Consider the following 25,070-nt stretch of genomic DNA (forward strand, 5'->3'; position numbering starts at 1 on the left):
CAACACCCTCTACCCTTCGGCGCTCGCCCATGAGCGACCGCGAGGACCTCACCCCACGCGTCGTCGAGGCCGTGGAGGCGCAGCTGCGCCGCCGGGTCTCGCCCCGAGTCCTGCGGGCCGCCTACCGCGCGGGCTACCTCGTCCTGCGCCCGTGGTGGTTCGTCACGCGCCCGCGCACGCAGGGGATGAAAGCGGTCGTCCGCTGTGGCGACGAGGTCCTGCTCGTGCGCCACACCTACGCGCGGCGCGGGCAGTGGGACCTGCCCGGTGGGTTCGTGCGCGGCGGCGAGGAGGCCGAAGCGACGCTGCGGCGCGAGCTGCGGGAGGAGCTGGGCGTCGAGCCGGGGCCGGTCACGCCGATCGCGCTGACGCCGTCGCGCTTCGACCACAAGCGCGAGGTCATCCACGTCTTCGCCGTCGACGTCGCGCCCGGGTGCGCGGTGACGCCGTCGGAGGCCGAGATCGCGTCGGTCTGCTGGGCGCCCCACGACGCGCTGCCCGCGCCGGCGACCACGTTCACGCGGCGGATGGTCGCGCGCGCCTACTGGGACGAGTTCCGCTAGCGGGCCGCGCCGCGCCGGCCGCATAGCCCGATCGGGCTATGGACCGCTATCCTTGATGAACACGTAGGCCCCGTGGAGTGCGACCGCCGGGGGATAAACCTGCCCGTGGTGTGCGACCGCCGGGCTTCATCTCCGAGAGGACCCATACCGAAATGCCCGAAGCCGTCATCGTCGACGCCGTCCGGACGCCCGTCGGCCGAGCCTTCAAGGGCTCGCTCGCCTCGCTGCGCCCCGACGAGACCCTCGCGTTCGTGGTCGACCAGCTGCTGGAGCGCAACCCCGACGTCGATCCTTCGAAGGTCGAGGAGCTCATCGCCGGCTGCGGCCTCCCGCAGGGCCTGCAGGCCAACAACATCGCCCGCATCGCGGTCCTGCTGAGCGACAAGCTCGGCCAGGAGACCAACGGCTCGACGGTCTCGCGCTACTGCGCGTCCGGCCTCGACGCCATCCGCAACGCGGCCAACGCGGTCGTCGCGGGCCAGGGCGACATCTACATCGCGGGCGGCGTCGAGTTCGTCTCGCGCTACAACGCCGCGCAGGAGGCCGCCCACCCCGAGGACCAGAACGAGAACCTCCAGGGCAACGACGGCCGGCCCAACGCCTACATCGCGATGGGCCTGACGGCCGAGAACGTCGCCGAGAAGTACGGCGTCTCGCGCGAGGACCAGGACCGCTACGCGCAGCGCTCGCAGGAGCGTGCGGTGGCCGCCCAGGAGGCCGGCGTGTTCGACCGCGAGATCGTCCCGGTGACGCTCGCCGACGGCACGGTCGTCTCCAAGGACGACGGCCCGCGCCCGTCCTCGACCTACGAGAAGCTCGCGTCGCTGGAGCCCGCCTTCAAGGAGGGCGGCACGGTCACGGCCGGCAACTCCTGCCCGCTGAACGACGGCGCCGCCGCGGCGCTGATCATGTCCGCCGAGAAGGCCGCCGAGCTGGGCCTGAAGCCGCGCGCCCGCGTCATCACCGCCGCCACGTGGGGCAACGAGCCCGAGTACATGGGCGTCGCGCCGATCGGGGCGATCAAGAAGGCGCTGGACCGCGCCGGGATGTCGGCCTCCGACATCGACGTCACCGAGCTCAACGAGGCGTTCGCGGCGCAGGTGCTGCCGATCGCGTCGGAGATCGGGATCGACCTCGACGCGCTGAACCCGCACGGCGGCGCGATCGCGCTCGGCCACCCGTTCGGCATGACCGGCGTGCGCATCATGACGACGCTGCTCAACGACCTCGAGACGCTCGACAAGACGATCGGGTTGGAGACCATGTGCGTCGCCCAGGGCCAGGGCGAGGCGCTCATCGTGGAGCGCCTGAACTAGCCATGGCCTACGCGTTGAAGCCGATCGGCGACGAGTGGTTCGAGACCGCGCCGCTCGTCGTCCCCGCGACCGTCGAGCTCGACGCGCCCGTCGAGCGGGTGTGGGAGGCGCTCGGCTCCGACGCGATGTGGTCGTGGGCGCCGATCATCGACCGGGTGGAGTGGATCACCCCGCGGCCGCACGCCGCGGGGTCGATCCGCCGCCTGCGGATGTTCAAGGTGAACACGATCTCGGAGGAGTTCTACCGCTGGGACGAGGGCGTCCGCGCGACGTTCCGCGTGACCCACCAGACGCGGCGGATGCTCGACGGCCTGGCCGAGGACTTCGCGCTGGAGGCCCGGCCCGGCGGCGGCACGGCGCTGACGTGGACCATGGCCATCGGGTTGAAGGGCGCGCCCGCGCCGCCCGCGTTCCTCAAGCCCGCGCTGATCAAGGGCAACGCCGTCGCGATCGGCGGGATCAAGAAGATCTTGTAGGTGTCGGTTCCGGCGGCGGCGGCGGCGACGACGCGCCTCGCCGCCGCCGGCCCGACGTCAGGCGATCATCGCGGCGCCATGCGGATGGCGCCGTCCAGCCGGATCGTCTCGCCGTTGAGCATGGGGTTGAGCACGATCTGCTCGGCCAGCAGCGCGTACTCGGACGGCCGGCCGAGGCGCGGCGGGAACGGGATCGTCTTGCCGAGCGACTCGCGGGCCTCCTCGGGCAGGGCGGCCAGGAGCTGGGTGTCGAAGAGGCCGGGCGCGATCGTGTTGACGCGGATGCCGTACTGCGCGAGGTCGCGCGCGACCGGCAGCGTCATGCCGACGACGCCGCCCTTGGAGGCCGAGTAGGCGACCTGGCCGATCTGGCCGTCGAAGGCCGCGACCGAGGCGGTGTTGACCAGCACGCCGCGCTCGCCGTCGGCGTTGGGCTCGTTGCCGATCATCTTCGCCGAGGCGAGCCGCAGCACGTTGAACGTGCCGATCAAGTTGATGGCGACGATGATCTCGAACGGCTGCAGCGGGTGCGGGCCCTTGGAGTTGGCGACCTTCTGCGCCCAGCCGGTGCCCGCGCAGGTGATCGCGACGCGCAGCCCGCCGTCGGCCTCGGCCGCCGCGTCGACCGCCGCCTGCACCTGCTCCTCCTCGCGCACGTCGACGCTGACGAACCGCGCGCCGAGCTCGTCGGCGACCGCCTGCCCGCGCTCGGCGTTGACGTCGGCGATCGTCAGGACCGCGCCCTGCTGGGCCAGCCGCCGCGACGTCGCCTCGCCCAGCCCGGACGCGCCGCCGACGACGAGCGCTCCACTCCCGTTGATGTCCATGCGCGCACCCTAGTGAGGCGGCGTCCGCGTCACCTTCGCGACCGCTCGCGCCTTGAGCGCGATGCCGAGCTGCTCGCGGTCCTCGGCGCGCAGCGGGTCCAGCCCGGTCAGCTCGTGGATGCGCTCCAGGCGGTAGGCGACGGTGTGGCGGTGGGACGGCATCGCGGCGGCCGTCGCGTTCATGTTGCAGTCGTTGGCCAGGTAGGTCGTCAGCGTGCGGCGCTGCTGGGTGGCCTGCGGCGTGCGGTCGTCCAGCAGCGGCCCGAGCGTGGCGGCCAGCGCGCGCACGTCGCCGGGCGCCCGGACCGCGTCGCGCAGCAGCAGGCGCCAGGTGCCGCGCGCCGCGTCGGCGGGGGAGACCGCGCCGTCGGCGACCAGCGCGGCGCCCAGCGCCGCGACGTCCAGCGCGAAGCGCGACGGCCCGCCCTCGGCGGTCGCGGCCGGGGCGCCGAGGCGCTCGTGCAGCGCGGTCGCCAGCGCCACGCCGTCGGTCTCGGCGGGCAGCAGCGTCCACAGCCGGTCGTCGCGGACCGCGCGCGCCGCGCCCGGCGCGTGGTCGGCGATCGCGGCGAGGACGCGCCCGGTCGGCGCCGCGCCGAGGAGCACGACCAGCGCGCTGCCGCCGGCGTAGGCGGCCGCACGGGCGCTCGCGTCGGCGACGTCGTCCAGCACCGCCTCGACGACGCGCGCGCCGGTGTCGTCGCGCGGCTCGTCGTCGCGCAGCAGCGCGACGTAGGTCAGCGTCGCCATCGCCGCGGCGTGCAGCGCGTCGGCGGCGCCCGCGCCGGGCTCGCCGTGGCGCGTGACCGTCCCGACGACGTCGCCGCCGGTGACGATCGGCACCTTCATCGGAGCGCCGTCCCCGGCGCCGCCGGTCGCGGCCAGCCCGTCGCGCGCGAGGTCGACGACGACCCGACCGCCCGCGGCGCGCGCGGCCAGCTCGGCTACCGCGTGCAGCCCGCCGCCGTCGAGGAGCGCCTGGACCATCCGGCCGTGCAGCTCCTGCAGGCGCGACGGGTCGTGAAGACGCGGGACGGCGGACATCCGACAGGTGAGTCTTCGTTACCCATTGACTCTATAGAGAATAGCAGGTCGGATTTCACGGGTATCGCCCGCGCCGGCCGGCGACGACCTACGGCGTCGGCGTCGGGGCCCGGACGAGGCCGTCCTTGCCCGCCGCCTTGGAGCCGCGCAGCGCCTTGTCGGCGCGCTCCAGCAGCTCGGCCGGCCCCTCCGGCTCGACCCACTCGGCGACGCCGCAGGACACCGTGATCCCCTCGTGGGTGCCGTCGGGGCGCTCGATGTGGATCTCGCGCAGGACGGTCAGCGCGCGGGCCGCGGCGATGTCGGCCCGCGGGCCGCGCACGTTGGGCAGGATCACCACGAACTCGTCGCCGCCGTAGCGCGCGACCTGGTCGAAGGAGCGGTACTCGGCGCGCAGCGCCTCGGCCACGTGGCGCAGCAGCGCGTCGCCGGTCGGATGGCCGTAGGTGTCGTTGACGCGCTTGAAGTCGTCGAGGTCGAGGATCGTCACCGCCAGCGGCGTCCCCTGGCGTCGGGCGCGCGCGATCTCCTCGGCCAGGCGCTCGCGCATCGCGCCGTGGTTCAGGCAGCCGGTCAGCGGGTCGATCGCCGCGGCCAGCCGCGCGTCGCGCAGCGCGAGCGCCGTCCCGGCCAGGTCCGCCAGCGCGGCCGCCGCGTGCAGGCACTCGGCCGTCCAGTCCCGCGGCGACGCCGACCCCAGGACCACGACCGCGCGCACCGCGTCGCCGGCGCGCAGCGGCAGCACCGCGGCGCTGGCCGGCCCGTGCGCCTCGACCAGCTGCGCGGGCAGCGCGCCGTCGACCGTCGCGTCGGCGATCGTCGCGGCCTGCCCGGCGTCGGCGACCCACCGCAGCGCGTCGGTGCCGTCCTCGCGGCGCAGCACGTACTCGGCGCAGCCGCCCTCGCCCCGCACGACCACGCCGTAGGCCGGATGGCCGCCCGACAGGACGATCACGTGCGCCTGGTCGACGGCGCAGATCGCCACGAGCTCCTCGCCGAGCGCGCGTTGGACCGCAGGCAGACCCGCGTCGCGCTGGGCGAGACGCGCAAGCCGCTCGACGCTCTGCAGGAGCCGCTGCATCAGGTTCTCTTCCGCTGTGAGGCGGCCGCCGCGGGCATCAGGTCGTCCGTGCCTGGCGCGGCTGGGCCGGAGCGCGACAGTCTAGATGTGGAGCTTCCCCGTGGGAAGCCCAGCTTTATGGACGATCGTTCAGGTTCCGGGGCGCGCGAGGTTCAGCGCGAAGAGGCCGTCCTGATCGGTCAGCTGGTCGACGAGCTCCAGGCCGGCGGCGGCCAGGTCGCCCTCGATCCGCTCGCGCGTGAACTTCGCGCTGATCTCGGTGCGCAGCTCCTCGCCGGCGGCGAACGTCAGCCGCAGCCCGAGCCGGCCGACCGTCACGCGCTGGGGCCGCTGGGCGCGCAGGCGCATCTCGATCCACTCGCGGTCGCGGTCGAAGAACGCCACGTGGTCGAAGGACTCCGGGACGAAGTCGGCGTCCAGCTCGCGGTTGACGACGTTCAGGACGTTGCGGTTGAACGCCGCGGTCACGCCCGCGGAGTCGTCGTAGGCGGCCTCGATGATCTTGGGGTCCTTGACGAGGTCGGTGCCGATCAGCAGGAAGTCGTCGGGGCCGAGCAGCCGCGCCAGCGTGCGCAGGAAGCGCCGCCGCGAGCCCGGCGTGAAGTTGCCGATCGTGCCGCCCAGGAACGCGACGATCCGCGGCACGCGGTCGACCGACGGCGGGACGCGGTCCAGGTGGCGCTCGAAGTCGCCGACGATCCCGTGCACGCGCAGGCCGTCGAACTCCTCGACCAGCCGCGTCGCCGACGCGCGCACCATCGACTCGGTGACGTCGATCGGCACGTAGCGCTCCAGCGTGCCGGCGTCGTGCATGGCCGCCAGCAGCAGCGCGGTCTTCGCCGCGGTGCCCGAGCCCAGCTCGACCAGCTCGCCGGCGCCGGTCAGCGACGCGATCTCGCCGGAGCGCGTGGCCAGGATCTCGCGCTCGCAGCGCGTGGGGTAGTACTCGGGCAGCTCGCAGATCCGGTCGAACAGCTCGGCGCCGACCGAGTCGTAGAAGTGCTTGGGCGGCAGCTCCTTGAACGGGCGCGTGAGCCCGTCCAGGACGTCGTCGGCCAGCGTGCGGTGGTCGCCGCCGCCGAGGAACGACTCGACGACGACGCGGTCGGTCGTGGCACGGGTCTTGATGATGCTCATCGGGGGAGTCCTTCGGGGTCGCGGGCCAGTCGGACGCCGGCGAACAGCTGCCGGCGCTGGGGGAGGTCCCAATTGCGGAAGGTGGTGGTGGCGACGCGGGGATGGGTCGCCCATGAGCCGCCGCGCAGGACGCGGTACTCGCTGTCGAAGAAGACCTCGGAGTACTCGCGATACGGGTGCGCGACGAAGCCGGGGTAGCCGCCGAACTCCGAGGCGGTCCACTCCCAGACGAGGCCGACGCCGTCGAGGCGCTCGCGGGCCTTCTCCCATTCGGGCTCGGTGGGGAGCCGTGCTCCGACCCACCGGGCCAAGGCCTCCGCCTCGAACCAGGACACGTGGCAGGCCGGGGCGTCCTCGTCGCCGGCCTCCACGCTCGCGTGATGCGTGATGTCGTACTCCTCCTTCCACGCCCAGCCCTCGTCGGACCACCACTCACGACGCTCGTAGCCGCCGCCCTCGACGAACCGCATCCACGTGCCGTTGGTGACCGGGCGGCGGGCGATCGAGAACGCGGGGAGGTCCACCGCGTGCCGCGGGCGCTCGTTGTCATAGGAGAAGCGGCCGTCGGGGGCGCCGAGGCCGAACGTGCCGGCGGGGACGTCGAGCCACTCGTCGGCGGCCGGCCCGGGGCCGAACGACGGAAGGCGCGGCTCGCCCGGCGGCAGCAGCCCGGCGATGCTCATCGCCTGGCGCATCGTCTCGGTGTGCTGCAGCTCGTGCCGCAGGACCATCTCGTGGATGACCGGGTCCGGGCCGACGCGGTCCAGCGCGGCCAAGGTGCGCGCGCGGACCTCGGCCATGTAGGCGACGGCCTCGTCGAGGCCGAGGATCTCGAGGTCGCCGCGGACCGCGCGCGGCGTCTCGAACGCGTCGTAGAGCGCGGCGAGGTCCGGGCGCAGCAGGTCCAGGCCCGCGTGCCGGTGGACGAGCCACAGGTCCTCGTAGGCGGCGATGTGCCCGAGGTCCCAGACCAGCGGCGACATGATCGGCGCGATCTGCCGCTCGACGTCGGCGCGGTCCAGATGGGCGACGAGGTCCAACGTGCGCCGCCGCGCGGCGGCGAGATCCTCGGCGAGGGTGGCGGTGTCCGTGACCGTCATGATCGGGTCCGTCCTGCCCAACGGCTCAGACGTTACACCTGAGCTTGCGGCTTCTGGCGCACCCGGTGCGGGTGAGTGCCGGGCGGCGGGTCGGCCGGGCGGTCGGCGTCTGTGACATGCGTGTAACAGACCTGATACGGTCGCGTCACGATGACGCCGACCACCACGCTCTTGGACGCCGACCGCCTCGCGCTGCTGCGCGACCGCCTCGGCCACCGCGACTGGCGCGAGGTGACGGTCGCGGAGATCGCGGAGGCCGTCGGCGTCTCGCGGATGACCCTGCACCGCCACGGCGTAGGCAAGGACGATGTGTTGGTCGCGCTCGGGCAGCTGCTGGAGACCGAGTTCCGCGAGGCCGCGCTGCCGGCGCTCGCCGCCGCCGGGTCGGCGCGCGAGCGGCTGCGCGGCGCGCTGGCGGCGATCTGCGCGATCGACGAGCGCTACCTGGGCGTCTTCGCCGCGCTGTCGACCGCGCTGGAGCAGGTCTTCCACGAGCGGGGCGATGGCGCGGTGCTGACGCGCGAGCCGTTCACCGGCGTGTTGGCGCGGCTGCTGGAGGCGGGCGCGCGCGACGGCTCGATCCCGCCGCAGGACGATCCGGCCGAGACCGCGACGCTGCTGTTCAACGCGGCCGGCCACACCTACCGCCACCTGCGCACCGGCCACCGCTGGCCGGCCGAGAAGGCGCGCGAGCGCGTCGTCGCGCTGGTGGTCGACGGCCTCGGTCCCGGCCGATGAGGCCGCTGGATCGCCGCCGGCTGGGGCTCCTGGCCGCCGGCCACGGCGCCGTGGACTTCGGGCAGGGCGCGGTGCCCGCGCTGCTGCCGTTCCTCATCGACGCGCACGGGCTGAGCCTCGCGTCGGCGACCGCGCTGCTGACCGCGGCGACGATCGGCTCGTCGATCGTCCAGCCGCTGTTCGGGCTGTGGGCCGACCGCCTGTCGTCGCCGCTGCTGCTGCCCGTCGGGCTGGCCGGCTCGGCGGTCGGCCTCGGCGCGGTCGGCCTGTGCGACTCCTACATCCTGCTCGCGCTGGCGCTGGTGGTCAGCGGCCTGGGCGTCGCCGCGTTCCACCCGGAGGGCGCCCGGCTGGCGGGCGCGGCGTCGGGCGACGAGCGCGGCAAGGGCATGTCCTACTTCTCGGTCGGCGGCAACGCGGGCTTCGCGTGCGGCCCGCTGCTCACCGCGCCGACCTGCGCGCTGCTCGGCCTGGGCTTCACGCCGCTGCTGGCGCTGCCCGGGCTGGTGGCCGCGGTGCTCACCTGGCGGCGCCTGCCCGCGCTGACCGCCGACGCGGGCGCCGTGGCGCCCCGGGCCGTGACCGACGACCCCGAGGCCGCCGCCTGGTGGCCGTTCACGCGGCTGGTCTCCGCGGCCGTCTCGCGCACCGCGGCGTTCTTCGCGCTGCAGGCGTTCATCCCCGTGTGGGTCGTCCACCATCTCGACGGCAGCAAGGCGGGCGGCGACGCGGTGCTGGCCGTGATGCTCGCCGCGGGCGCGGCCGGGACGCTGATCGGCGGGCGCTGCGCGGACCGCTTCGGGCGCCGCTCGGTGCTGGTGACCGCGATGGCGCCGCTGGCGGTCGTCCTGCTCGCGCTGCCGCACGTCGGGCTCGTGCCGTTCGTCGTGCTCGTCGCGCTGACCGGCCTGGCGATCGACGGCCCGTTCTCGACGACCGTCGTGCTCGGCCAGGAGTACCTGCCCGGGCGCCACGGCCTGGCGTCGGGCATCACGCTCGGGCTGGCGATCGGGCTCGGCGGCCTGGCGGCCGCGGCGCTGGGCGCGCTGGCCGACGCGACCTCGCTGACGACGACGATGGAGGTCCTGCCCGTCTTCGCGCTGCTGGCCCTGGTCGCGGCCGTCTCGCTCCCCGAGCCCCGCCTCTCGCGCGAGGCCGTCGGGCTCAGCCGACCGGGTTGGCCTGCTCGTCGCGGATCACGTGCATGACCGCGTTGATGAGCGCCAGGTGCGTGAAGGCCTGCGGGAAGTTGCCGAGGTGGCGGCCGGTGGACGCCTCCAGCTCCTCGGCGTAGAGGTCCAGCGACGACGCCAGCGACAGCAGCCGCTCGCACAGCTGCCGGCCCGCCTTGCGCTCGCCGATCTCCAGCAGCGCGGACACCAGCCAGAACGAGCAGATCAGGAACGTGCCCTCCTCGCCGGTGAGCCCGTCGTCGGTCTCGTCGGTGCGGTAGCGCAGCACCAGGCCGGCCTCGGTCAGCTCCTCGGCGATCGCCAGGACCGTCCTGCGCACCCGCGGGTCGTCGTGGGGGAGGAAGCGGACGAGCGGGATCAGTAGCAGCGACGCGTCGAGGTTGTTGGACCCGTAGTACTGCGTGAAGCGGCCGTTCTCGTCGACGCCGCGCGCGAGGATCTCGGCGTGGATCTCGTTGGCGACCTCGCGCCAGCGGTCGGCGAGGTCGTCCTTGCCGCGGCGGGCGGCCAGGCGTGCGCCGCGATCCAGCGCGACCCAGCACATCAACTTGCTGGAGACGTAGTGCTGGGGGTCGCCGCGCGACTCCCAGATGCCCTGGTCGGGCAGCCGCCAGGACGCGATCGCCTGCTCGACCTGGTCGTGGATGACCGGCCACAGCCGCGCGCTGTTGTGCCCGTACTCCTTGGCGTGCAGCCACAGCGAGTCGAGCACCGCGCCGAAGACGTCGTTCTGGCGCTGGCGGTAGGCGTCGTTGCCGACCCGGACCGGGCGCGCGCCCTCGTAGCCGGTGAGGTGGTCGAGCGTCTCCTCCTCCAGCACGCGCTCGCCGCCGATCCCGTACATGATCTGCAGCGCGCCGTCCTCGTTGCGGCCGAGGTCGGCGACGAACTGGATGAAGTCGTCGGCCTCCCAGTTCAGCCCGAGGGAGTGCAGCCCGGACAGCGTGAACGTCGCGTCGCGCATCCACGTGTAGCGGTAGTCCCAGTTGCGCACGCCGCCGGGCGTCTCGGGCAGCGACGTCGTCGGCGCCGCGACCAGCGCGCCGGTCGGCGCGTAGGTCAGGCCCTTCAACGTGAGCGCGCTGCGCTCCAGGTGGTTGCGCCAGCGGTGGTCGGGGAAGTCGGCGTCGGCCAGCCAGCCGCGCCAGTACTCGCTGGTGATCTGCAGCGCGTGCTCGGCGTCGGCGGCGGTCCGCGGGCCGTCCAGCAGCCGCGACCACGACAGCGCGCAGAACCGCGTCTCGCCCTTCTCCAGGCGATGGCGCGCGCGGGCCAGGCCGCCCTCGATGCCGAGGTTGAGGTCGCTCATCAGCCGGACGGTCCGGCCGCCGTCGGTCGCGTCGAAGGCGTAGGGGTCGTTCGGGACCGTCGACCACGTCGCGGGCACGCGGCCGTAGTCGAACATCGGCTCGCACAGCAGCTCGATCTGGGCCTGACCGTGGATGCACGTGATCGTGCGCACGAGGACGTGGTGGGCCTCGTAGTCGGTCGGCGGGCGCGTGTGGGCGGTCGTCGAGCCCTGGGTGCGCTCGCGCCACGGGCCGATGACCAGCGCGTCGCGGACGACCACCCAACCGGTGGGGGTCATCCACGTGGTCTCGAGGATCATCGTGCCCGGCTCGTAGCGGCGGCCGGCGGGGACACCCATCGCGGACGGCCCGAGGCGGAAGCCGCCGGCGGAGCGGTCGAGGATCGCGCCGAAGACGCTCGGCGAGTCGAAGCGCGGCGGGCAGAGCCACTCGATCGTGCCGTCGGGCGCGACCAGCGCGCCGGTGTGGCAGTCGCTCAGGAAGCCGTAGTCGGCGATCGCGGGGAACGCCGAGCTGACCGGCGTGCGCTCGACGAACGGCGTGGTGTCGCGGACCTCGACGAAGCCGGGGTCCATCGCGCCGGCGCGCGGCGGATGGCCATCGGCGGGGGTCGGGCCGGGGGCGGAGGCGATGTCGAGGTTGGGGTCCATGTCGAGAACGGCCCAGAGTAGCGGCGCGACCTCAGAATCCCAGCAAGAACGCTCCCTCAGAACCTGTCCAAGGGTTCAGACCCGACGAACCCTTACGGGTGGGGATTCCCCCACGACCAGACGGCAGTCCCCCGCATGGCGCACGCGGGCGCCTCCGACGATGCTGCCGCCATGACCCCTTCCCACGCGCCGCATTCCCCCAGCCTGGCCGCGCGCATCGGCCGTTGGAGCACCCGGCACCGCGGCTTCGCGATCGTCGGCTGGCTGGCCTTCGTGCTGGCCGCCCTGCTCGTCGGCAGCGCCGTCGGCACCGTCCACCGCAACGACGACGGCAGCCAACACGGCGACTCCAAGATCGGCGACCAGCTCACCAGCAAGGCCTTCCCGGACCGCGCCGACGAGACCGTCCTGGTTCAAGCCAAGGACGGCTCCAGAGCCCGGGTGACATCACCCGAGTTCCGGGCGACGGTCGGCGACGTCGTCCACGGCGTGTCCGGCAAGCCCGGCGTCGTCGACGTGCAGTCGCCCTACGCGCCCGGCAACGGCGGCCAGCTCTCCAAGGACGGGCGCAGCGCGCTGATCACCTTCAAGATCGACGACCAGGACAACAAGGCCGAGGACCGCGTCGACGCGGTCGAGGACGCCGTCAAGGCCGCGGGCGCCCGGCACGAGGCGCTGTTCGTCGGCCAGTTCGGCGACGCGTCGGCCGACAAGGCCCTGTCCAAGGCGTTCAGCGATGACTTCGGCAAGGCCGGGATGCTGTCGGTCCCGGTGACGCTGATCATCCTCGTGGTGACGTTCGGCGCGCTGATCGCCGCGGGCGTCCCGCTGCTGCTCGGCGTCACGGCCGTGGTCGGCACGATCGGCCTGCTCGGCCCGATCAGCCACCTGTTCGCGCTGGACGAGTTCATCAACGAGGTGGTGCTGCTCGTCGGCTTGGCGGTCGGCGTCGACTACTCCTTGTTCTACCTACGGCGCGAGCGCGAGGAGAAGGCCCGCGGACGCACGCCCAAGGACGCCGTGGCGATCGCGGCGGCGACCTCGGGCCGCGCGGTGCTGATCTCCGGCTTCACGGTGATGGTCGCGATGGCGGGCATGCTGATGGCCGGCGACTCGACGTTCACCGCGCTGGGCATCGGCGCGATCCTCGTCGTGTTCGTGGCGATGATCGGCTCGGTCACGGTGATCCCGGCGCTGCTGTCGGGCTCGGGCAAGTGGCTGGAGCGCGGCAAGATCCCGTTCCTGGGCAAGCGCATGGCCGCGTCCCGCGCGCGGGACGTCGAGACCGGCTCGCGCGGCTGGTCGCTGATCCTGGACCGCGTGCTGCGCCACCCGGTCGTGGCGATCGTCTCCGCGACGGCGCTGCTGCTGGCGATGGCCTCGCCGCTGCTGCACATGCACACGGCCGACAGCGGCACCGAGGCGATCCCGCGCTCGCTGCCGATCATGAAGGTCTACGACAAGATGCAGGCCGCGTTCCCCGGCGGCGAGATCCCGGCGGGCGTCGTGCTCCACGCCAAGGACGTGACGTCGCCGAAGATCACCGCGGCGGTCGCCCGGATGAAGCGGGACGCGTTGGCGACCGGCCAGGTCAAGCAGCCGATCACCACGCAGGTCAGCAAGGACAAGACCGTCATGGACATCTCGATGCCGATCGTCGGCACCGGGACCGACGACGCCTCCAACCGCGCGCTGGCGACGCTGCGCGGCGACGTGGTGCCGAGGTTCGAGCACCGCGCCGGCGTCGACGCCTACGTGACGGGCATGACCGCGGGGTCCAAGGACTTCAACGACCTCATGAAGGCGCGCTGGCCGCTCGTGTTCGCGTTCGTGCTCACGCTCGCGTTCGTGCTGCTGTTGATGACCTTCCGCTCGGTCGTCATCCCGCTGAAGGCCATCGTGTTGAACCTGCTGTCGGTCGGCGCCGCCTACGGCGTGCTGACGTGGGTCTTCCAGGACGGCCACGGCGAGGGGCTGTTGAACTTCCACTCGACCGGGTCGGTCACGAGCTGGCTGCCGATGTTCCTGTTCGTGATCCTGTTCGGGCTGTCGATGGACTACCACGTGTTCATCCTCAGCCGGGTCCGCGAGGCCTACGACCGCGGGATGAGGACCGAGGACGCGGTCGCGCATGGGATCAAGACCACGGCCGGGACGGTGACCAGCGCGGCGATCGTGATGGTCGCGGTGTTCGGGATCTTCGCGACGCTCAGCTACCTCGACTTCAAGATGATGGGCGTGGGGCTGGCGACGGCGATCCTGGTCGACGCGACGATCGTCCGGGCGGTCCTGCTGCCCGCCACGATGAAGCTCCTGGGCGACTGGAACTGGTACCTGCCCACGTGGCTGGAGTGGCTGCCGTCGCTCGGCCACGAGGAGCCGGCGCGCCCGCGGCCCGGCACGCGGCGCGCCGACGAGCACGACGCCGAGCGCGAGCTGGTCGGCGTGTGATCGCGCGACGCGGCGCGGGTACGGTGCGGTTCGCATGTCGAGCGAGCTGCCACCCCCGCGCCGCGTCGAGCCGCCGTCCGGCACGGCGCCGCCCACCGCGGCGCCGTCGCCGTCCGGTGACGGCTCCGAGATCGACCTGTACGCCTTGGCGGCCGCGACCGTGCGGCGGTACTACGTCGAGTTCGCCGACGAGGACGCCGTCTACGGCGAGGTCGGCCGGCTCTGGTGCCAACACGACCTCCAGCACCTGCTCAACTGGGCGGCGCTGGACGTCGCCGGCCACGTCGCGCTCGACGACCAGGTCGCCTGGCTGGCCCGCATCCTCGAGTCCCGCTCGTTCCCGATCCTGCGCCTCGCCCGCTCGCTGGAGCTGGCCGCGGACGTCGCGCGCGACGCGCTGGGCGCCGACACGGCCGCGCCGATGGCGTCCCGGCTCGACGCCGCGGCCGCGATGATCCGCGCGCGCGGGAGCTTCCTGGAGGGCTAGCGCGGAGGGCTAGCGCGCGTGCTTGACCGCGTAGAGCTCGCGGTCGGCGCGCTGGATGCAGGCTTCCAGCGGCTCGTCGGTCTGCCATGAGGCCAGGCCGGCGGACCAGGCGACGGGGTGGGAGTCGCGGAGGCGCTCCAGGACGGCGGCGGCCTCGGCGGAGGAGGTGTTGGGCATCAGGACGATGAACTCGTCGCCGCCGACGCGGGCCAGGACGTCCTCGTGGCGCAGGACGGCGCGCCAGGCGGCGGTCGCGTCGGCCAGGAGGCGGTCGCCGGCGGCGTGGCCGGTCTGGTCGTTGACGGCCTTGAAGCCGTCGAGGTCCAGCGCGGCGACCGTGACCTGGCGGATCGTGCGGCGGCGGCGCAGGTGCAGGCGCCGGGCCGCCTCGGCCAGGCCGCTGCGGTTCAGCGCGCCGGTCAGCGCGTCGGTGGCGATGTCGCGCTGCATGATCCGGCTGACCTGGCTGACGACCGCCGCGGCGGTCATGACGCTGATCGTCAGCAGCAGCCAGGCGGTGAACATCCCGGGCAGGTCGGTGAACAGCAGCGCGATGCCGAAGCTCGCCGAGACCAGCGTCGCGAAGGCCAGCCACCACCTCGGGAAGAACGCCGCCGTGTAGACGGCGAGCCAGATGTAGGCGAACGCGTCGATCACCGCGCCGCCGGTCGTCGCGGCCCGCGTGACGAGGAAGCTGTTGATGATGGTGATGACGCTGCTCTCGACGACCAGCGTCCAGCGCGGCACGCGGTCGCCCAGCCAGTACGTCCCGCACGCGAGCACGACCGCCAGGCCGAGCGTCCACCAGCCGATCGTGACCGGGGCGCGGGCGCTCATCGGGAACAGCACGGCGGCCAGCAGGCATGCGGCGGCGCCGCACAGCAGCGCGGTGAGCGCCTTGACCTCAGGGGATCGAGAGCCGGTGGGGCGCGGGTCCGTCATCAGCGGATCGATGGGAAGGTCGGCGGCGACGCAGGCCATCTTCTCCGGTGATCGTCCGGGCCAAGCGGAACTTCAGCGGCCCGTCTGGGCCCGGACGGGGGCCCGTCAGGCCGCGATCAGCTGCGGGCGCGCGAACGCCGCCGCGCCGGGGACGATCGGCGCCGCGTCGACGCCGTACCACTGCTCCAGCAGCGAGCAGTAGACGCCGCGGAAGTCGCTGGTGACCTTCAGGTTGGACTGCCCGTCCAGCGACGTCAGGCCCGGGAACTCGCCGACCATCGACCCCTTCACCTTGGTGCCGATGAGGAACGAGGCGCCGGCGGCGCCGTGGTCGGTGCCGCCCGCGTTCTCCTGCGGGCGGCGGCCGAACTCGGTCCAGACGTGGACCAGGACGCGGTCGGCGATGCCGCGCGCCTCGAGGTCGCGCTGGAAGGCCAGGATCGTGTCGAACACGGCCTGGACGTCGCGCGGGATCGTCGTCGCCTGGTCGGCGTGCGAGTCCCACGAGCCGGGCGCGTCGACCGCGACCGCGCGCACCGGCAGGCCCGCGGCGAGCATCGCGCCCAAGACCTCCAACTTGCGCGCGAAGTCGCCGCCGGGGTACGACGCGCTGTGCGGCACGCCGGACGTGCCCTGGAAGGGCAGCAGCGTCGTGCGGATGCTGTCGACCTCGGTGGCGACCAGCCGCGCCTGGCCGATCGCCGCGTCGTCGGAGGGCAGCGCGCCGAGCCCGCCGATCGCGCCGTACAGCGGCGCGAGCATCGCGTTGCCGACGCCCGGCACGTAGAGCCCGAACTGGTCGGGCCGGTACACCGCCGCGACCGGGACCCGCGCCGCGGCCAGCCCCGGCGACAGGTACGAGTTCATCGACAACCCCTGCAGCGGGTTGTCGGCCACGCCGTGTCGGTCGAGGAAGCGCCCCAGCCACCCGAAGTTGCCGTCGACGCTCAGCTCGCCGACCTCCCAGAAGTGGCGGCTGGTGAAGTGCGACTGGTTGGGGTGGTCGTAGCCGATCGCGGGCATGACCGTGACCTTGCCCTCGTCGTAGAGCGTCCGCAGCGCGTCGGCGGAGGACGACCACTGCAGCGTCGGGTCCTCGGCGAACGCGCGCGTGCCGTCGAGCGGCTGGGCGAGCGTCGGGCGCAGCGCCGCGTACTTGGCGTCGCCGGTCGGCGCGAGCACCGACAGCCCGTCCATGCCGCCGCCGAGGAAGACGCTGACCAGCACGCGATCGGTCCGGCCGGACGCCGCCGCCTGGGCGATCCCGGCCTCCAGCGCGTCGACGCCGAGGCGCGAGCCGCCGTAGACCGCCAGCGCCGCGCCCAGCGACCGCGACAGGAACGTGCGGCGCGACAGGCCGGTGCCGGCCGGGGCGGGCATCCCGGCCTCGATCGCGGGCAGGCCGGAGCCGGCCGCGGCGGCGTCGCGCCGCAGGAAGCGCGCGCGGGTGAACTCGTTGCAGCAGGTGCGCGGGGCCATCGCGGATCGGTCCTCTCAGCAGGTCTGGGCGTCGGCGGAGGTCAGGATCAGCAGGCGCAGCGCGTTCTGGCGCATCGCCCGGTAGGTCCGCTTCTGGGTGGCGTTCATCGTCGCCGGCAGCGCGCCGTCGGCAAAGGACACCAACTTGCCGTACGTCTCGCCGGTCAGGCGCGGCGCGCCGACCGCGGCGAGCGCGCCGCTCACCGCGGTCGCGCCGTCCTCGACGTCGCTGTAGGTGCTCGGCGCGCTCGTCTTGACCTGCGACGGCGCCAGCGCCACGCCGGTCACGTGCCAGCGCCCGCGCCACGTGTTGGTGTCGATCCAGCGGTCGTCGTCCCAGCCCGAGACGTTGGGCGGGAAGAACAGCGTCTGGCCGGTCTCCTCGCTCAGCCAGGCCCAGTCGTCGGTGTCGACGTAGCGGCCCAGGCCGCGCAACAGCCCCGCGTTGGCGACCACCGGCGGCTTGACCATCGCCGGGCCGTCGAGGAAGACCGGGTGGCGGAAGATCAGCTCCAGCACCGGCGCGACCGCGTAGCCGTTGTCGAGGTAGGCGCGCTGCAGCGTCGCCTGCGTGGCCTCGTCCGGCGGGACCGGCACGAAGTAGGACCACAGCTTGGTCACGAAGAACGAGGCGTGGTACGGGTTCTCCAGGCAGAGCCGGCAGACGTCCGGCCAGGACCAGCTCCCGGTGTGGCCGAAGACCGTCTTGTTGGTGGTGTCGTGGCGCGAGGCGACGAAGCGGAAGTTCGTCATGCCGACGCCGTCGACCCAGTCGGCCGTCCAGCCGGTCAGCGCCTTGGCGGCGGCGCGGATGTCGTCCTCGACGTAGGCCCCGCGGTCGGCGCCGAGCGTGAACAGCTCCATGACCTCGCGGGCGTAGTTCTCGTTCGGCGACCCCCGGCGGTTGTCGATGCCGTCCAGGAACACCAACATGGCCGGATCGACCGTGACGTCGCGCAGGAGGTTGGCGAACGACCCGAGCCCGGCGCGGCGGAACAGCGCGTTCTGCCCCAACATGAGGTCGACCTGGACCTTGTCGCGCGAGCACGCGAACCAGTCGTGCCAGACCAGCGCCATGCGCTCGACCAGCGGCTGCGAGGAGCGCACCATGCGGTCCAGCCACCAGAGGTGGTCGTGGCCCCAGAGGTCGTAGGGCTGCAGCGCGTTGCCGTCGTCGTCGTGCGGCGCCGGGCCGTCCAGCACCGGCTCGCCGACGGGGTGGACCAGCTCGGCGATCGCCCCGTCCAGGCCCATCACCGCGAAGCGCTGGACGTCGCCGGGGCGCGGGCCGAAGCCCGCGCGCCACAGCAGGCGCTCGGCGCGCGCCTCGCTCATCGGCGTCGGCGGCGGCGTCCAGGAGCCGATCGGGTCGACCGGCGCCGTGAGCGACGGGCCGGCCGGGGTGGGCACCGGCGTCGAGGGCGGGAACGCGGGCGCGGTCGGCGTGTAGCCGACCGGCGTGGCGGCGGGCGTGCGCGCGGCCTTCTTCTTCTTCTTGACCGGCGTGCAGACGCGCACGTGCTTGCGCTTGCCGTGCACCTTCTTGGTGACGACCTTGCACGTCCGCTGCTTGGCGGTCGAGTGCTTCTTGGCCTTGACCGGCTTGCGCTTCTTCTTCGCGGCATGGACGGTGGGCATGAGCGCCGCACAGTGTCCATACGCGGACATTCCGCGTCGTACGGACGTCCACTCAGAAGTTCCAAGCGCGGATGACCCGGACCTCGCGCTCGGTGCCCAGGCGGCACAGCGCGCCGGTGTCCAGGGCCAGCCGCCCGGCAAAGCTCGCGGGCTCGCCGGCCCAGCGCGCGCCGATCACCCGCAGCACGTGGCCGTGGGCCACCAGCGCGACGTCGCCGTCGGCCGCCGCCGCGGCGGCCTCCTCCAGGATCCGGTCGGCGCGGAGGCCGACGTCGTCGGGCGACTCGCCGTTGGGGACGCCGTCGCGCCAGAGGAACCAGCCCGGGCGGCGCTCGCGGATCTCGGCCGTGGTGATGCCCTCGTAGTCGCCGTAGTCGTACTCGGCGAGGTCGTCGCGGACCTGCGCTTGCTCGCCGAGCCCGGCCAGCCGCGCGGTCTCCCGCGCGCGGCCCAGCGGCGAGACGAAGACCGCCGCGAACGTCACGTCCTCCAGCCGCGCGCGCAGCTGCTCGGCGTGCGCCCGGCCCGCGTCGGTCAGCGGCACGTCGGTGCGACCGGTGTGCTTGCCGGCCTTCGACCACTCCGTCTCGGCGTGGCGGACGAGCCAGATCTCGGACATCAGGACGGCGGGGCGGCCGCGTAGTCGGCCATGACCAGCAGCTTGGCGCGGTCCAGCAGCGACGCGGGCGTGCCGCGGTCGGGGCCGGCCTGGACGCGGGCCAGCGCGTCGGACTTGCCCTCGCCGGTGACCAGCAGGACGATCCGGCGCGACTCGTTGAGCTTGGGCAGCGTCAGCGTGATCCGCTCCGGCGGCGGCTTGGGCGAGTCGGAGATCCCGGCCGCGACGCCGTGGGCGTCCAGCAGCGGGTGGTCGGGGAACAGCGACGCGGTGTGCCCGTCGGGGCCCATGCCGAGGTGCGTGATGTCGAGGATCGTCGGGCCGAGCTCGCGCCCGTACTCGAGCGCGCCCTCGGCCGGGCCGAGCGTGCCGGGCATCGGATGCCACGTCGCGCCGCGGGCCTTCAGGCGCTCCTTGACCTGGCCGTGGTTGGACTCGGGGTCGTCGTAGGGGACGCAGCGCTCGTCGCCGTACCAGAGGTGCACGTTGGTCCAGTCGTCGAGCTGGCCGTCGAGCAGCTCGTAGCAGCGCATCGGCGTCGAGCCGCCGGCGAGGCAGACGTGGGCGACGCCGCGCGCCTCGCGGGCCTGCTGGATCGAGGCGACGAGGTCCCGCGCCGCGTGGCGCGCGAGCGATTCGGGATCGGGCTGGCGAACGAGCTGGAGGGGCACACCGACATCTTCGCGCACCGCGCCCGCGTCCTGGCCCTTTCTCCGATCCCGGTGGTCAGTGGGCGATCCGCCGGCCGGCCGCCACCGCGGCTCCACCGACCGCGTGCTGCCGGCGGCGGTGCTAGCGCAGCAGCCCGTTGGCGCAGGCCAGCGCCGGGCCGTAGGTGCCGTCGCGCAGCAGCGCCTGGCGGATGCCCTCGCCAAGGATGCCCGCCTCGCCGCGCGAGGCGCCGAGGATCGTCCAGTCGCGCGTCTCGCCGCGACGGTTCTCGAAGTGGGCGCGCAGGCCGCCCGGCCCGCGATCCAGCGAGTAGGTGCGGCCCGAGGCGGTGGAGATCGTCAGCCCGGCCAGGCCGCGGACGTGCTGCTTGGCGTCGGGCTCCAGGCGGACCTTGACGTCCTGGCGGCGCGCGCGGACCTTGCCCTCCAGGACGCCGCCGCGCCCGGCGAACAGCGGGTCGATGCGCCAGCCCAGCCGGGAGGCCAGCCAGCCGACGAGCAGCAGCGCCGCCGCGGTGCTCTCGGGGTGGTGGCGGATCGTGATCCCGTCGATGGTGTTCAGCTCGGGCCGGACCGTGTCGGGGTCGAACGTCGCGGCCAGCCGCTCGCGCCAGGGCGTCGAGCGCAGCCACGCGAGGTCGACCACGTAGGCCTGCTCGGACAGGTCGCGCGCGCGGTGCAGCGCCTCGGCCGGGTCGGGCTCGTCGACGCTGTCCAGCAGCACGATCTGCGACAGGTCCAGCAGCGAGTCCACCGCCTCGCCGTGGCCGTGCGGCGCCCACACGCACGTCAGCAGGTCGGTGACGACCAGCGGGTCGACGATCCGGTCGAGGTTCTTCAGGTGCTGGGTGCCGCACTCGACGACGACGGTCTCGCGCAGCAGCCCGATCTCGCCCTCGCGCACCTCGCTGGGCGCCGCGATCGTCGCGACCGCGTCGAGCGTCGTGCGCTTGGGGTCCACGCTGCAGACGATCGTGCGCGACGGGTGGTAGCGCCCGACGCGCCGCAGCCGGTTGGCGATCTCGCCCGAGTACTGCTTGTCGACCACGCAGACGAGGTTGAGCACGCGCGCGGGCACGTAGCCCGCGTTGTCGCGGTGGATCTGCGCCAGCGACGCGCGCAGCGCCGCGTCGATGTCGCCGGGCTTGGTGTCCCGGGCGCGCCAGACGGTGTCGATCGTGGCCATGCCTACAACGACCCCGGCACTAGATCGCGCGCCAGCGCGCGCCGTGCTCCAGCAGCTTGTCGGCCTCGGCCGGGCCCTGCGTGCCCGCCTCGTACTGCGGCAGCGGCCCCGGCGTCGCCTCCCACTTCTGGACGATCGGGTCGCAGATCTCCCACTGCGCCTCGACCTCGTCGTTGCGCGTGAACAGCGTGGCGTCGCCGCGCATCGCGTCGAGGATCAGCCGCTCGTAGGCCTCGGGCGACTGCGACATGAACGACGTGCCGTACAAGAACTCCATGTTGACCGGCCGGATGCGCATGCGCGTGCCGGGGATCTTGGCCCCCAGCGACAGCGACACGCCCTCGTTGGGCTGCATCGTCAAGATGAGTTGGTTGGGTCGCACGCCGACCGAGCCCTCCTGCTGGAAGGCGAGGTGGGGGACCGGCTTCAGGGTGATGGCGATCTCGGTGACCTTGCGCGCCAGCGACTTGCCGGTGCGCAGGTAGAACGGCACGCCGGCCCAGCGCCAGTTGTCGATCTCCAGCCGGATCGCCGCGTAGGTCTCCGTGTTGGAGTCGCTGGGGACGCCGTCCTCCTGGAGGTAGCCGCGCACGGCCTCGCCGCCGATCGTCCCCGCCGCGTACTGCGCGCGGACGGCGATCTGATCCACCGTCTCCGCCGTCGGCTTCAACACCGACCGCAGGACCTTGACCTTCTCGTCGCGGATCTCGTCGGCCTCGAAGTGCACCGGCGGCTCCATCGCCACGTTGCACAGGAGCTGGAGCATGTGGTTCTGCACCAGGTCGCGCAGCGCGCCCGCGCGGTCGTAGTAGCCGGCGCGCGTCCCGATCGTCAGGTCCTCGGCCGCGGTGATCTCCACGCGGTCGATGTAGTTGCGGTTCCAGACCGGCTCGAACAGCCCGTTGGCGAAGCGGAACGCCATCAGGTTCTGGACGGTCTCCTTGCCCAGGTAGTGGTCGATGCGGTAGAGCTGCTTCTCCGCGAAGACCGAGAGCACGCGGCGGTTGAGCTCGCGCGCCTCCTCCAGCGTCGTCCCGAACGGCTTCTCGATGACCGCGCGGACGTCGGAGCCCTCGTGGTCGTTGAGCCCGTGGTTCCCGAGCTGCTCGATGATGACCGGGAAGAACTCCGGAGCGGTCGACAGGTAGAACACGCGGTTGAGCGGCTGGCCGGCCTCCTGGTCGAAGCCGTCCAGCAGCTCGCCGAGGCCGTCGTAGACCGAGTCCTCGTCGAACGTCCCGGCCACGTAGCGCATGTTGGCCAGCAGGACCTTGAGGACCTGGTCGTCGGCCGGGCGGCGGCTGAACTGGCGGATCGCCTCGGCCGCCTGCTCGGCGAACTCCTCATGGCTCATCTCCGAGCGCGACGACCCGATCAGGTTGAAGCGCTCGGGCAGCGCGCCCTCGTGGGCGAGGTTGTAGATCGCCGGCAGCAGCTTGCGCCGGGCGAGATCGCCCGTCGCGCCGAAGATCACCAGCGTGGTGGGGTGGACGGGCAACCGCTCCAGGCCCTCGACCAGGGGGTTGGCCCCCTGGCCCGGCGTCTGGCCCAGCTTGGCTTCGGTGGTCGTCGCCATCGAGCGCCGATCTAGCCGTCCGCGCGCCGCTGCACCGCGTGCCCGCCGAACTGCGCGCGCAGCGCGGCGTTCACCTTCGCCGCGAAGTCGCCGCGGCCCTGGGTGTCGTAGCGCTCGAACAGCGCCGCGGTGATGACCGGCACCGGGATCCGCTTCTCCACCGCGTCCTCGACCGTCCAGCGACCCTCGCCGGACTCGGCGACGACGGGCTCCAGCGCCTCGAGGTCGTTGCCCTCCTGCTCGAACGCGTTGGCGGCCAGCTCGCACAGCCACGAGCGGACGACCGAGCCGCGCATCCAGAGGTGCGCGATCTTCGCGTTGTCGAGCTTGAACTCCGAGGCGTCGAACAGCCCGAAGCCCTCGGCGTAGGCCTGCATCATCCCGTACTCGATGCCGTTGTGCACCATCTTGACGTAGTGGCCGGAGCCGGTCGGGCCCATGTGGCCCCAGCCCGGCCCGTGCTCCTCGTCGGGCGGCGGCGCGAGCACGTCGAGGAACGGCTTGAGGCGCTTGATCGCCGGGTTGGGCCCGCCGACCATCATGCAGTAGCCGACCTCCAGGCCCCACACGCCGCCGGACGTGCCGACGTCGACGTAGTGGATCCCGAGCTTCTTGAGGTCCTTGGCCCGCGCCATGTCGTCGGTCCACTTGGAGTTGCCGCCGTCGACGATCGTGTCGCCCTTCTCCAGCAGCTTGGCGAGCTTGTCGACCGTCTGCTGGGTCGCGTCGCCGGCGGGGACCATGACCCACACGGTGCGCGGCGCCTCGAGCCTCTTGACGAGGTCGGCGAGCGACTTCGCGCCCACGGCGCCGTTCTTCACCGCCTTGTCGACCGCGCCCTTGTCGAAGTCGAAGGCGATCACCTCGTGCTCGGAGTCGCGCTTGATGCGATGGACCATGTTGCCGCCCATCCGCCCGAGGCCGATGAAGCCGATCTGCGCCATGAGTTAGAGGTTCTCCTTGAGGGTGCGCAGCGCCGTCGTGGGGTCGCCGCGCAGGACGATGCGCTCGGCGGGCAGGCCGTGCTCACGCAGGATGAGCAGGTCGCCGTCCGCCTGGGCGCGCTTGAGGGTCTCGAAGGACGACGGATCCCCACCCGGGATCGACACGTCGTCGTCGGCCACGTGCAGGAGCTGCAGGAACCGGCCGTCGGGCTTGCCGCCCTTGTGCAGCTGGCCGGTGGAGTGCAGGTAGCGCGGGCCGTAGCCGAAGGTGGTGGCCATGGTCGTGCGGTCGCGCAGCTGCTCGCGCAGCGCCTCGACCTCGCCGTCGAACTCCGGCGACGGGGCGACGTAGCCCTGGATCGCCAGGTACGAGGACGGACCCGCGTCGATCAGCTTCGCCAGCGCGGCGGCGTCGGCCTCGGCGATCTCCGGCGGGGACGCCATGGCCAGCACCTCCTTGGTCCTGTCCTTGGCCGCCTGGACGTTGGGCTGGTCGAACGGGTTGATCGCCAGCACCCAGCCCGCGACCGCGGTCGCGAACTCGAAGAGGTACATGATGCGGCCGAGGTCGCTCGCGCCGTGGGTCGGGATCGTGATGACCGGCTGGCCGGCCTCGGCCAGGCGCGCGACGGCGGCGTCGTTCTCGGAGCCGCCCCGGTCGTGCAGGTGCACGAAGACGCGGTCGTTGCCGTAGGCCTCGGGCGCGCCGACCGGCTCGTCGGCGACCGGCAGGATGCCCGTGCCGTGCTTGCCGGTGGACTCGGCGATCAGCTGCTCGACCCACAACCCGTAGGACTCGATCGGCGGGTCGACGACGAACGTCAGCTTGTCGCGGCCGGCGATCGCCAGCTCGCCGAGCACGCTGCCCAGCCAGAGGCCGGGGTTGGCGTCGGCGTCGGCGCCGGCCCGCAGCGACTCCTCCAACTTGGCGGCGCCGCCCAGCAGCCCGCGCAGGTCGGCGCCCAGCAGCGCGGCCGGGACCATGCCGAAGAACGACAGCGCGCTGTAGCGGCCGCCGATGTTGGGGTCGTTGACGAACGCGCGCCGGAAGCCGCGCTCGGAGGCCAGCGCCTCCAGCGAGGTCCCCGGGTCGGTCACGGCCACGAACTGCGCGCCGTTGCCGCCCGTCCGCTCCCAGAAGTAGTGGAAGGCCGACAGCGTCTCGACCGTGCCGCCGGACTTCGACGACACCACGAACAGCGCCTTGCTGACGTCGATCTCGGCCTCGACGTCGCGCACGGCGTCGGCGTCGGTGGAGTCCAGGACGTGGAGGATCAACCGGTCGGCGCGCGTGCCGAACGAGCGCCGGAAGACCTCCGGCGCCAGCGACGATCCGCCCATGCCGAGCACGACGGCCTCGGTCAGGCCGTCGGCGTGGGCGGCCGCGGCGAAGGCCTCCAGGTCGTCGGCCTGGGCCAGCAGCCGGTCGTGGACGTCCAGCCACCCGAGGCGGTTGGACACCTCGGGCTGGCCGGCCTCGCCCCAGAGCGTGTCGTCGTGGTCGAAGACGCGGCGCGCGACCTCCTCACGGCCGGCCCGCTCCAGGCGGCGGTCGATCGCCGCCTGGTACAGCGACGGGATCGAGGCGGTGACGCCCTCGGTCTCCGCGCTCACGCGTCGGCCCTCCCACCGCTGTGCGAGC

Annotated in this window: 22 protein-coding genes; 7 read left to right on the top strand and 15 right to left on the bottom strand. The window is 73.1% G+C overall.

Going from position 1 to position 25,070, the window contains the following annotated elements; all coding sequences use genetic code 11:
- Window positions 1–29: 29 nt before the first annotated feature.
- From VFG42_RS07305 to VFG42_RS07315, 3 genes are all read left to right on the top strand, one after another.
- On the top strand, window positions 30–563 hold the full coding sequence (locus VFG42_RS07305; protein WP_324906812.1) for an NUDIX hydrolase: 534 nt from the start codon (window positions 30–32) through the stop codon (window positions 561–563).
- A gap of 152 nt (window positions 564–715) precedes the next feature.
- Window positions 716–1,879 (top strand): acetyl-CoA C-acyltransferase, encoded by a 1,164-nt coding sequence (locus VFG42_RS07310; protein WP_324906814.1) that lies wholly within the window; start codon window positions 716–718, stop codon window positions 1,877–1,879.
- Window positions 1,880–1,881: 2 nt separating this feature from the next.
- Window positions 1,882–2,355, top strand: a complete 474-nt coding sequence (locus VFG42_RS07315; RefSeq protein ID WP_324906816.1) for an SRPBCC family protein — start codon at window positions 1,882–1,884, stop codon at window positions 2,353–2,355.
- 65 nt (window positions 2,356–2,420) lie between these two features.
- Here the strand turns inward: VFG42_RS07315 and VFG42_RS07320 are convergent, their stop codons facing one another.
- The 5 genes from VFG42_RS07320 to VFG42_RS07340 all read right to left on the bottom strand — a co-directional run bounded on the left by VFG42_RS07320 (window position 2,421) and on the right by VFG42_RS07340 (window position 7,544).
- Window positions 2,421–3,182 (bottom strand): SDR family NAD(P)-dependent oxidoreductase, encoded by a 762-nt coding sequence (locus VFG42_RS07320; RefSeq protein ID WP_324906818.1) that lies wholly within the window; start codon window positions 3,180–3,182, stop codon window positions 2,421–2,423.
- Between the two features lie 9 nt (window positions 3,183–3,191).
- Entirely contained in the window at window positions 3,192–4,226 is a 1,035-nt protein-coding gene (locus VFG42_RS07325) for a helix-turn-helix domain-containing protein (RefSeq protein ID WP_324906820.1), read from the bottom strand.
- 88 nt (window positions 4,227–4,314) lie between these two features.
- On the bottom strand, window positions 4,315–5,307 hold the full coding sequence (locus VFG42_RS07330) for a GGDEF domain-containing protein (RefSeq protein WP_324906822.1): 993 nt from the start codon (window positions 5,305–5,307) through the stop codon (window positions 4,315–4,317).
- A 129-nt stretch (window positions 5,308–5,436) separates the two neighbouring features.
- Window positions 5,437–6,444, bottom strand: coding sequence for an L-histidine N(alpha)-methyltransferase (gene egtD, locus VFG42_RS07335; RefSeq protein WP_324906824.1), 1,008 nt, complete (start codon window positions 6,442–6,444; stop codon window positions 5,437–5,439).
- Entirely contained in the window at window positions 6,441–7,544 is a 1,104-nt protein-coding gene (locus VFG42_RS07340; protein ID WP_324906826.1) for an SUMF1/EgtB/PvdO family nonheme iron enzyme, read from the bottom strand. Before VFG42_RS07340 ends, egtD begins: the two co-directional genes overlap by 4 nt.
- Window positions 7,545–7,694: 150 nt before the next feature.
- Between VFG42_RS07340 and VFG42_RS07345 the strand changes: the two genes are divergently transcribed.
- Both VFG42_RS07345 and VFG42_RS07350 read left to right on the top strand, forming a co-directional pair.
- On the top strand, window positions 7,695–8,282 hold the full coding sequence (locus VFG42_RS07345) for a TetR/AcrR family transcriptional regulator (protein ID WP_324906828.1): 588 nt from the start codon (window positions 7,695–7,697) through the stop codon (window positions 8,280–8,282).
- On the top strand, window positions 8,279–9,490 hold the full coding sequence (locus VFG42_RS07350; RefSeq protein ID WP_324906830.1) for an MFS transporter: 1,212 nt from the start codon (window positions 8,279–8,281) through the stop codon (window positions 9,488–9,490). Before VFG42_RS07345 ends, VFG42_RS07350 begins: the two co-directional genes overlap by 4 nt.
- Here the strand turns inward: VFG42_RS07350 and VFG42_RS07355 are convergent.
- Complete coding sequence (locus VFG42_RS07355) at window positions 9,447–11,435, bottom strand: glycoside hydrolase family 15 protein (protein ID WP_324906832.1); 1,989 nt, start codon at window positions 11,433–11,435, stop codon at window positions 9,447–9,449. The genes VFG42_RS07350 and VFG42_RS07355 overlap by 44 nt on opposite strands.
- Window positions 11,436–11,606: 171 nt before the next feature.
- On the opposite strand from VFG42_RS07355, the gene VFG42_RS07360 reads away from it, so the two are divergent.
- Together VFG42_RS07360 and VFG42_RS07365 are read left to right on the top strand one after the other, a co-directional pair.
- On the top strand, window positions 11,607–13,886 hold the full coding sequence (locus VFG42_RS07360; RefSeq protein WP_324906834.1) for an MMPL family transporter: 2,280 nt from the start codon (window positions 11,607–11,609) through the stop codon (window positions 13,884–13,886).
- Between the two features lie 34 nt (window positions 13,887–13,920).
- The gene (locus tag VFG42_RS07365) at window positions 13,921–14,373 is read left to right on the top strand and encodes a hypothetical protein (RefSeq protein ID WP_324906837.1); all 453 of its coding nucleotides are present in this window, start codon (window positions 13,921–13,923) and stop codon (window positions 14,371–14,373) included.
- 9 nt (window positions 14,374–14,382) lie between these two features.
- Here VFG42_RS07365 and VFG42_RS07370 read toward each other — a convergent pair whose 3' ends face one another.
- The 9 genes from VFG42_RS07370 to VFG42_RS07410 all read right to left on the bottom strand — a co-directional run bounded on the left by VFG42_RS07370 (window position 14,383) and on the right by VFG42_RS07410 (window position 25,042).
- On the bottom strand, window positions 14,383–15,315 hold the full coding sequence (locus VFG42_RS07370) for a GGDEF domain-containing protein (RefSeq protein WP_324906839.1): 933 nt from the start codon (window positions 15,313–15,315) through the stop codon (window positions 14,383–14,385).
- Between the two features lie 105 nt (window positions 15,316–15,420).
- Complete coding sequence (locus tag VFG42_RS07375; RefSeq protein ID WP_324906841.1) at window positions 15,421–16,794, bottom strand: DUF1501 domain-containing protein; 1,374 nt, start codon at window positions 16,792–16,794, stop codon at window positions 15,421–15,423.
- Between the two features lie 15 nt (window positions 16,795–16,809).
- Window positions 16,810–18,432, bottom strand: coding sequence for a DUF1800 domain-containing protein (locus tag VFG42_RS07380; protein ID WP_324906843.1), 1,623 nt, complete (start codon window positions 18,430–18,432; stop codon window positions 16,810–16,812).
- A 52-nt stretch (window positions 18,433–18,484) separates the two neighbouring features.
- The gene (locus VFG42_RS07385) at window positions 18,485–19,051 is read right to left on the bottom strand and encodes a histidine phosphatase family protein (protein ID WP_324906845.1); all 567 of its coding nucleotides are present in this window, start codon (window positions 19,049–19,051) and stop codon (window positions 18,485–18,487) included.
- The gene (gene pgl, locus VFG42_RS07390) at window positions 19,051–19,722 is read right to left on the bottom strand and encodes a 6-phosphogluconolactonase (protein ID WP_324906847.1); all 672 of its coding nucleotides are present in this window, start codon (window positions 19,720–19,722) and stop codon (window positions 19,051–19,053) included. The genes VFG42_RS07385 and pgl overlap by 1 nt, the downstream gene beginning before the upstream one ends.
- A 121-nt stretch (window positions 19,723–19,843) precedes the next feature.
- Window positions 19,844–20,908, bottom strand: coding sequence for a glucose-6-phosphate dehydrogenase assembly protein OpcA (locus tag VFG42_RS07395; protein ID WP_324906849.1), 1,065 nt, complete (start codon window positions 20,906–20,908; stop codon window positions 19,844–19,846).
- Between the two features lie 19 nt (window positions 20,909–20,927).
- A complete protein-coding gene (gene zwf / locus VFG42_RS07400) occupies window positions 20,928–22,484 on the bottom strand; it encodes a glucose-6-phosphate dehydrogenase (RefSeq protein ID WP_324906851.1) in 1,557 nt (518 codons plus the stop codon).
- Between the two features lie 11 nt (window positions 22,485–22,495).
- On the bottom strand, window positions 22,496–23,428 hold the full coding sequence (gene gnd / locus VFG42_RS07405) for a phosphogluconate dehydrogenase (NAD(+)-dependent, decarboxylating) (RefSeq protein WP_324906853.1): 933 nt from the start codon (window positions 23,426–23,428) through the stop codon (window positions 22,496–22,498).
- Window positions 23,429–23,431: 3 nt separating this feature from the next.
- Window positions 23,432–25,042 carry a hypothetical protein gene (locus tag VFG42_RS07410; protein WP_324906856.1) on the bottom strand — a complete coding sequence of 537 codons (1,611 nt, stop codon included), beginning with the start codon at window positions 25,040–25,042 and terminating at the stop codon, window positions 23,432–23,434.
- Window positions 25,043–25,070: the final 28 nt, after the last annotated feature.

This window comes from Baekduia sp. (assembly GCF_035685985.1).
GTDB lineage: Bacteria > Actinomycetota > Thermoleophilia > Solirubrobacterales > Solirubrobacteraceae > Baekduia.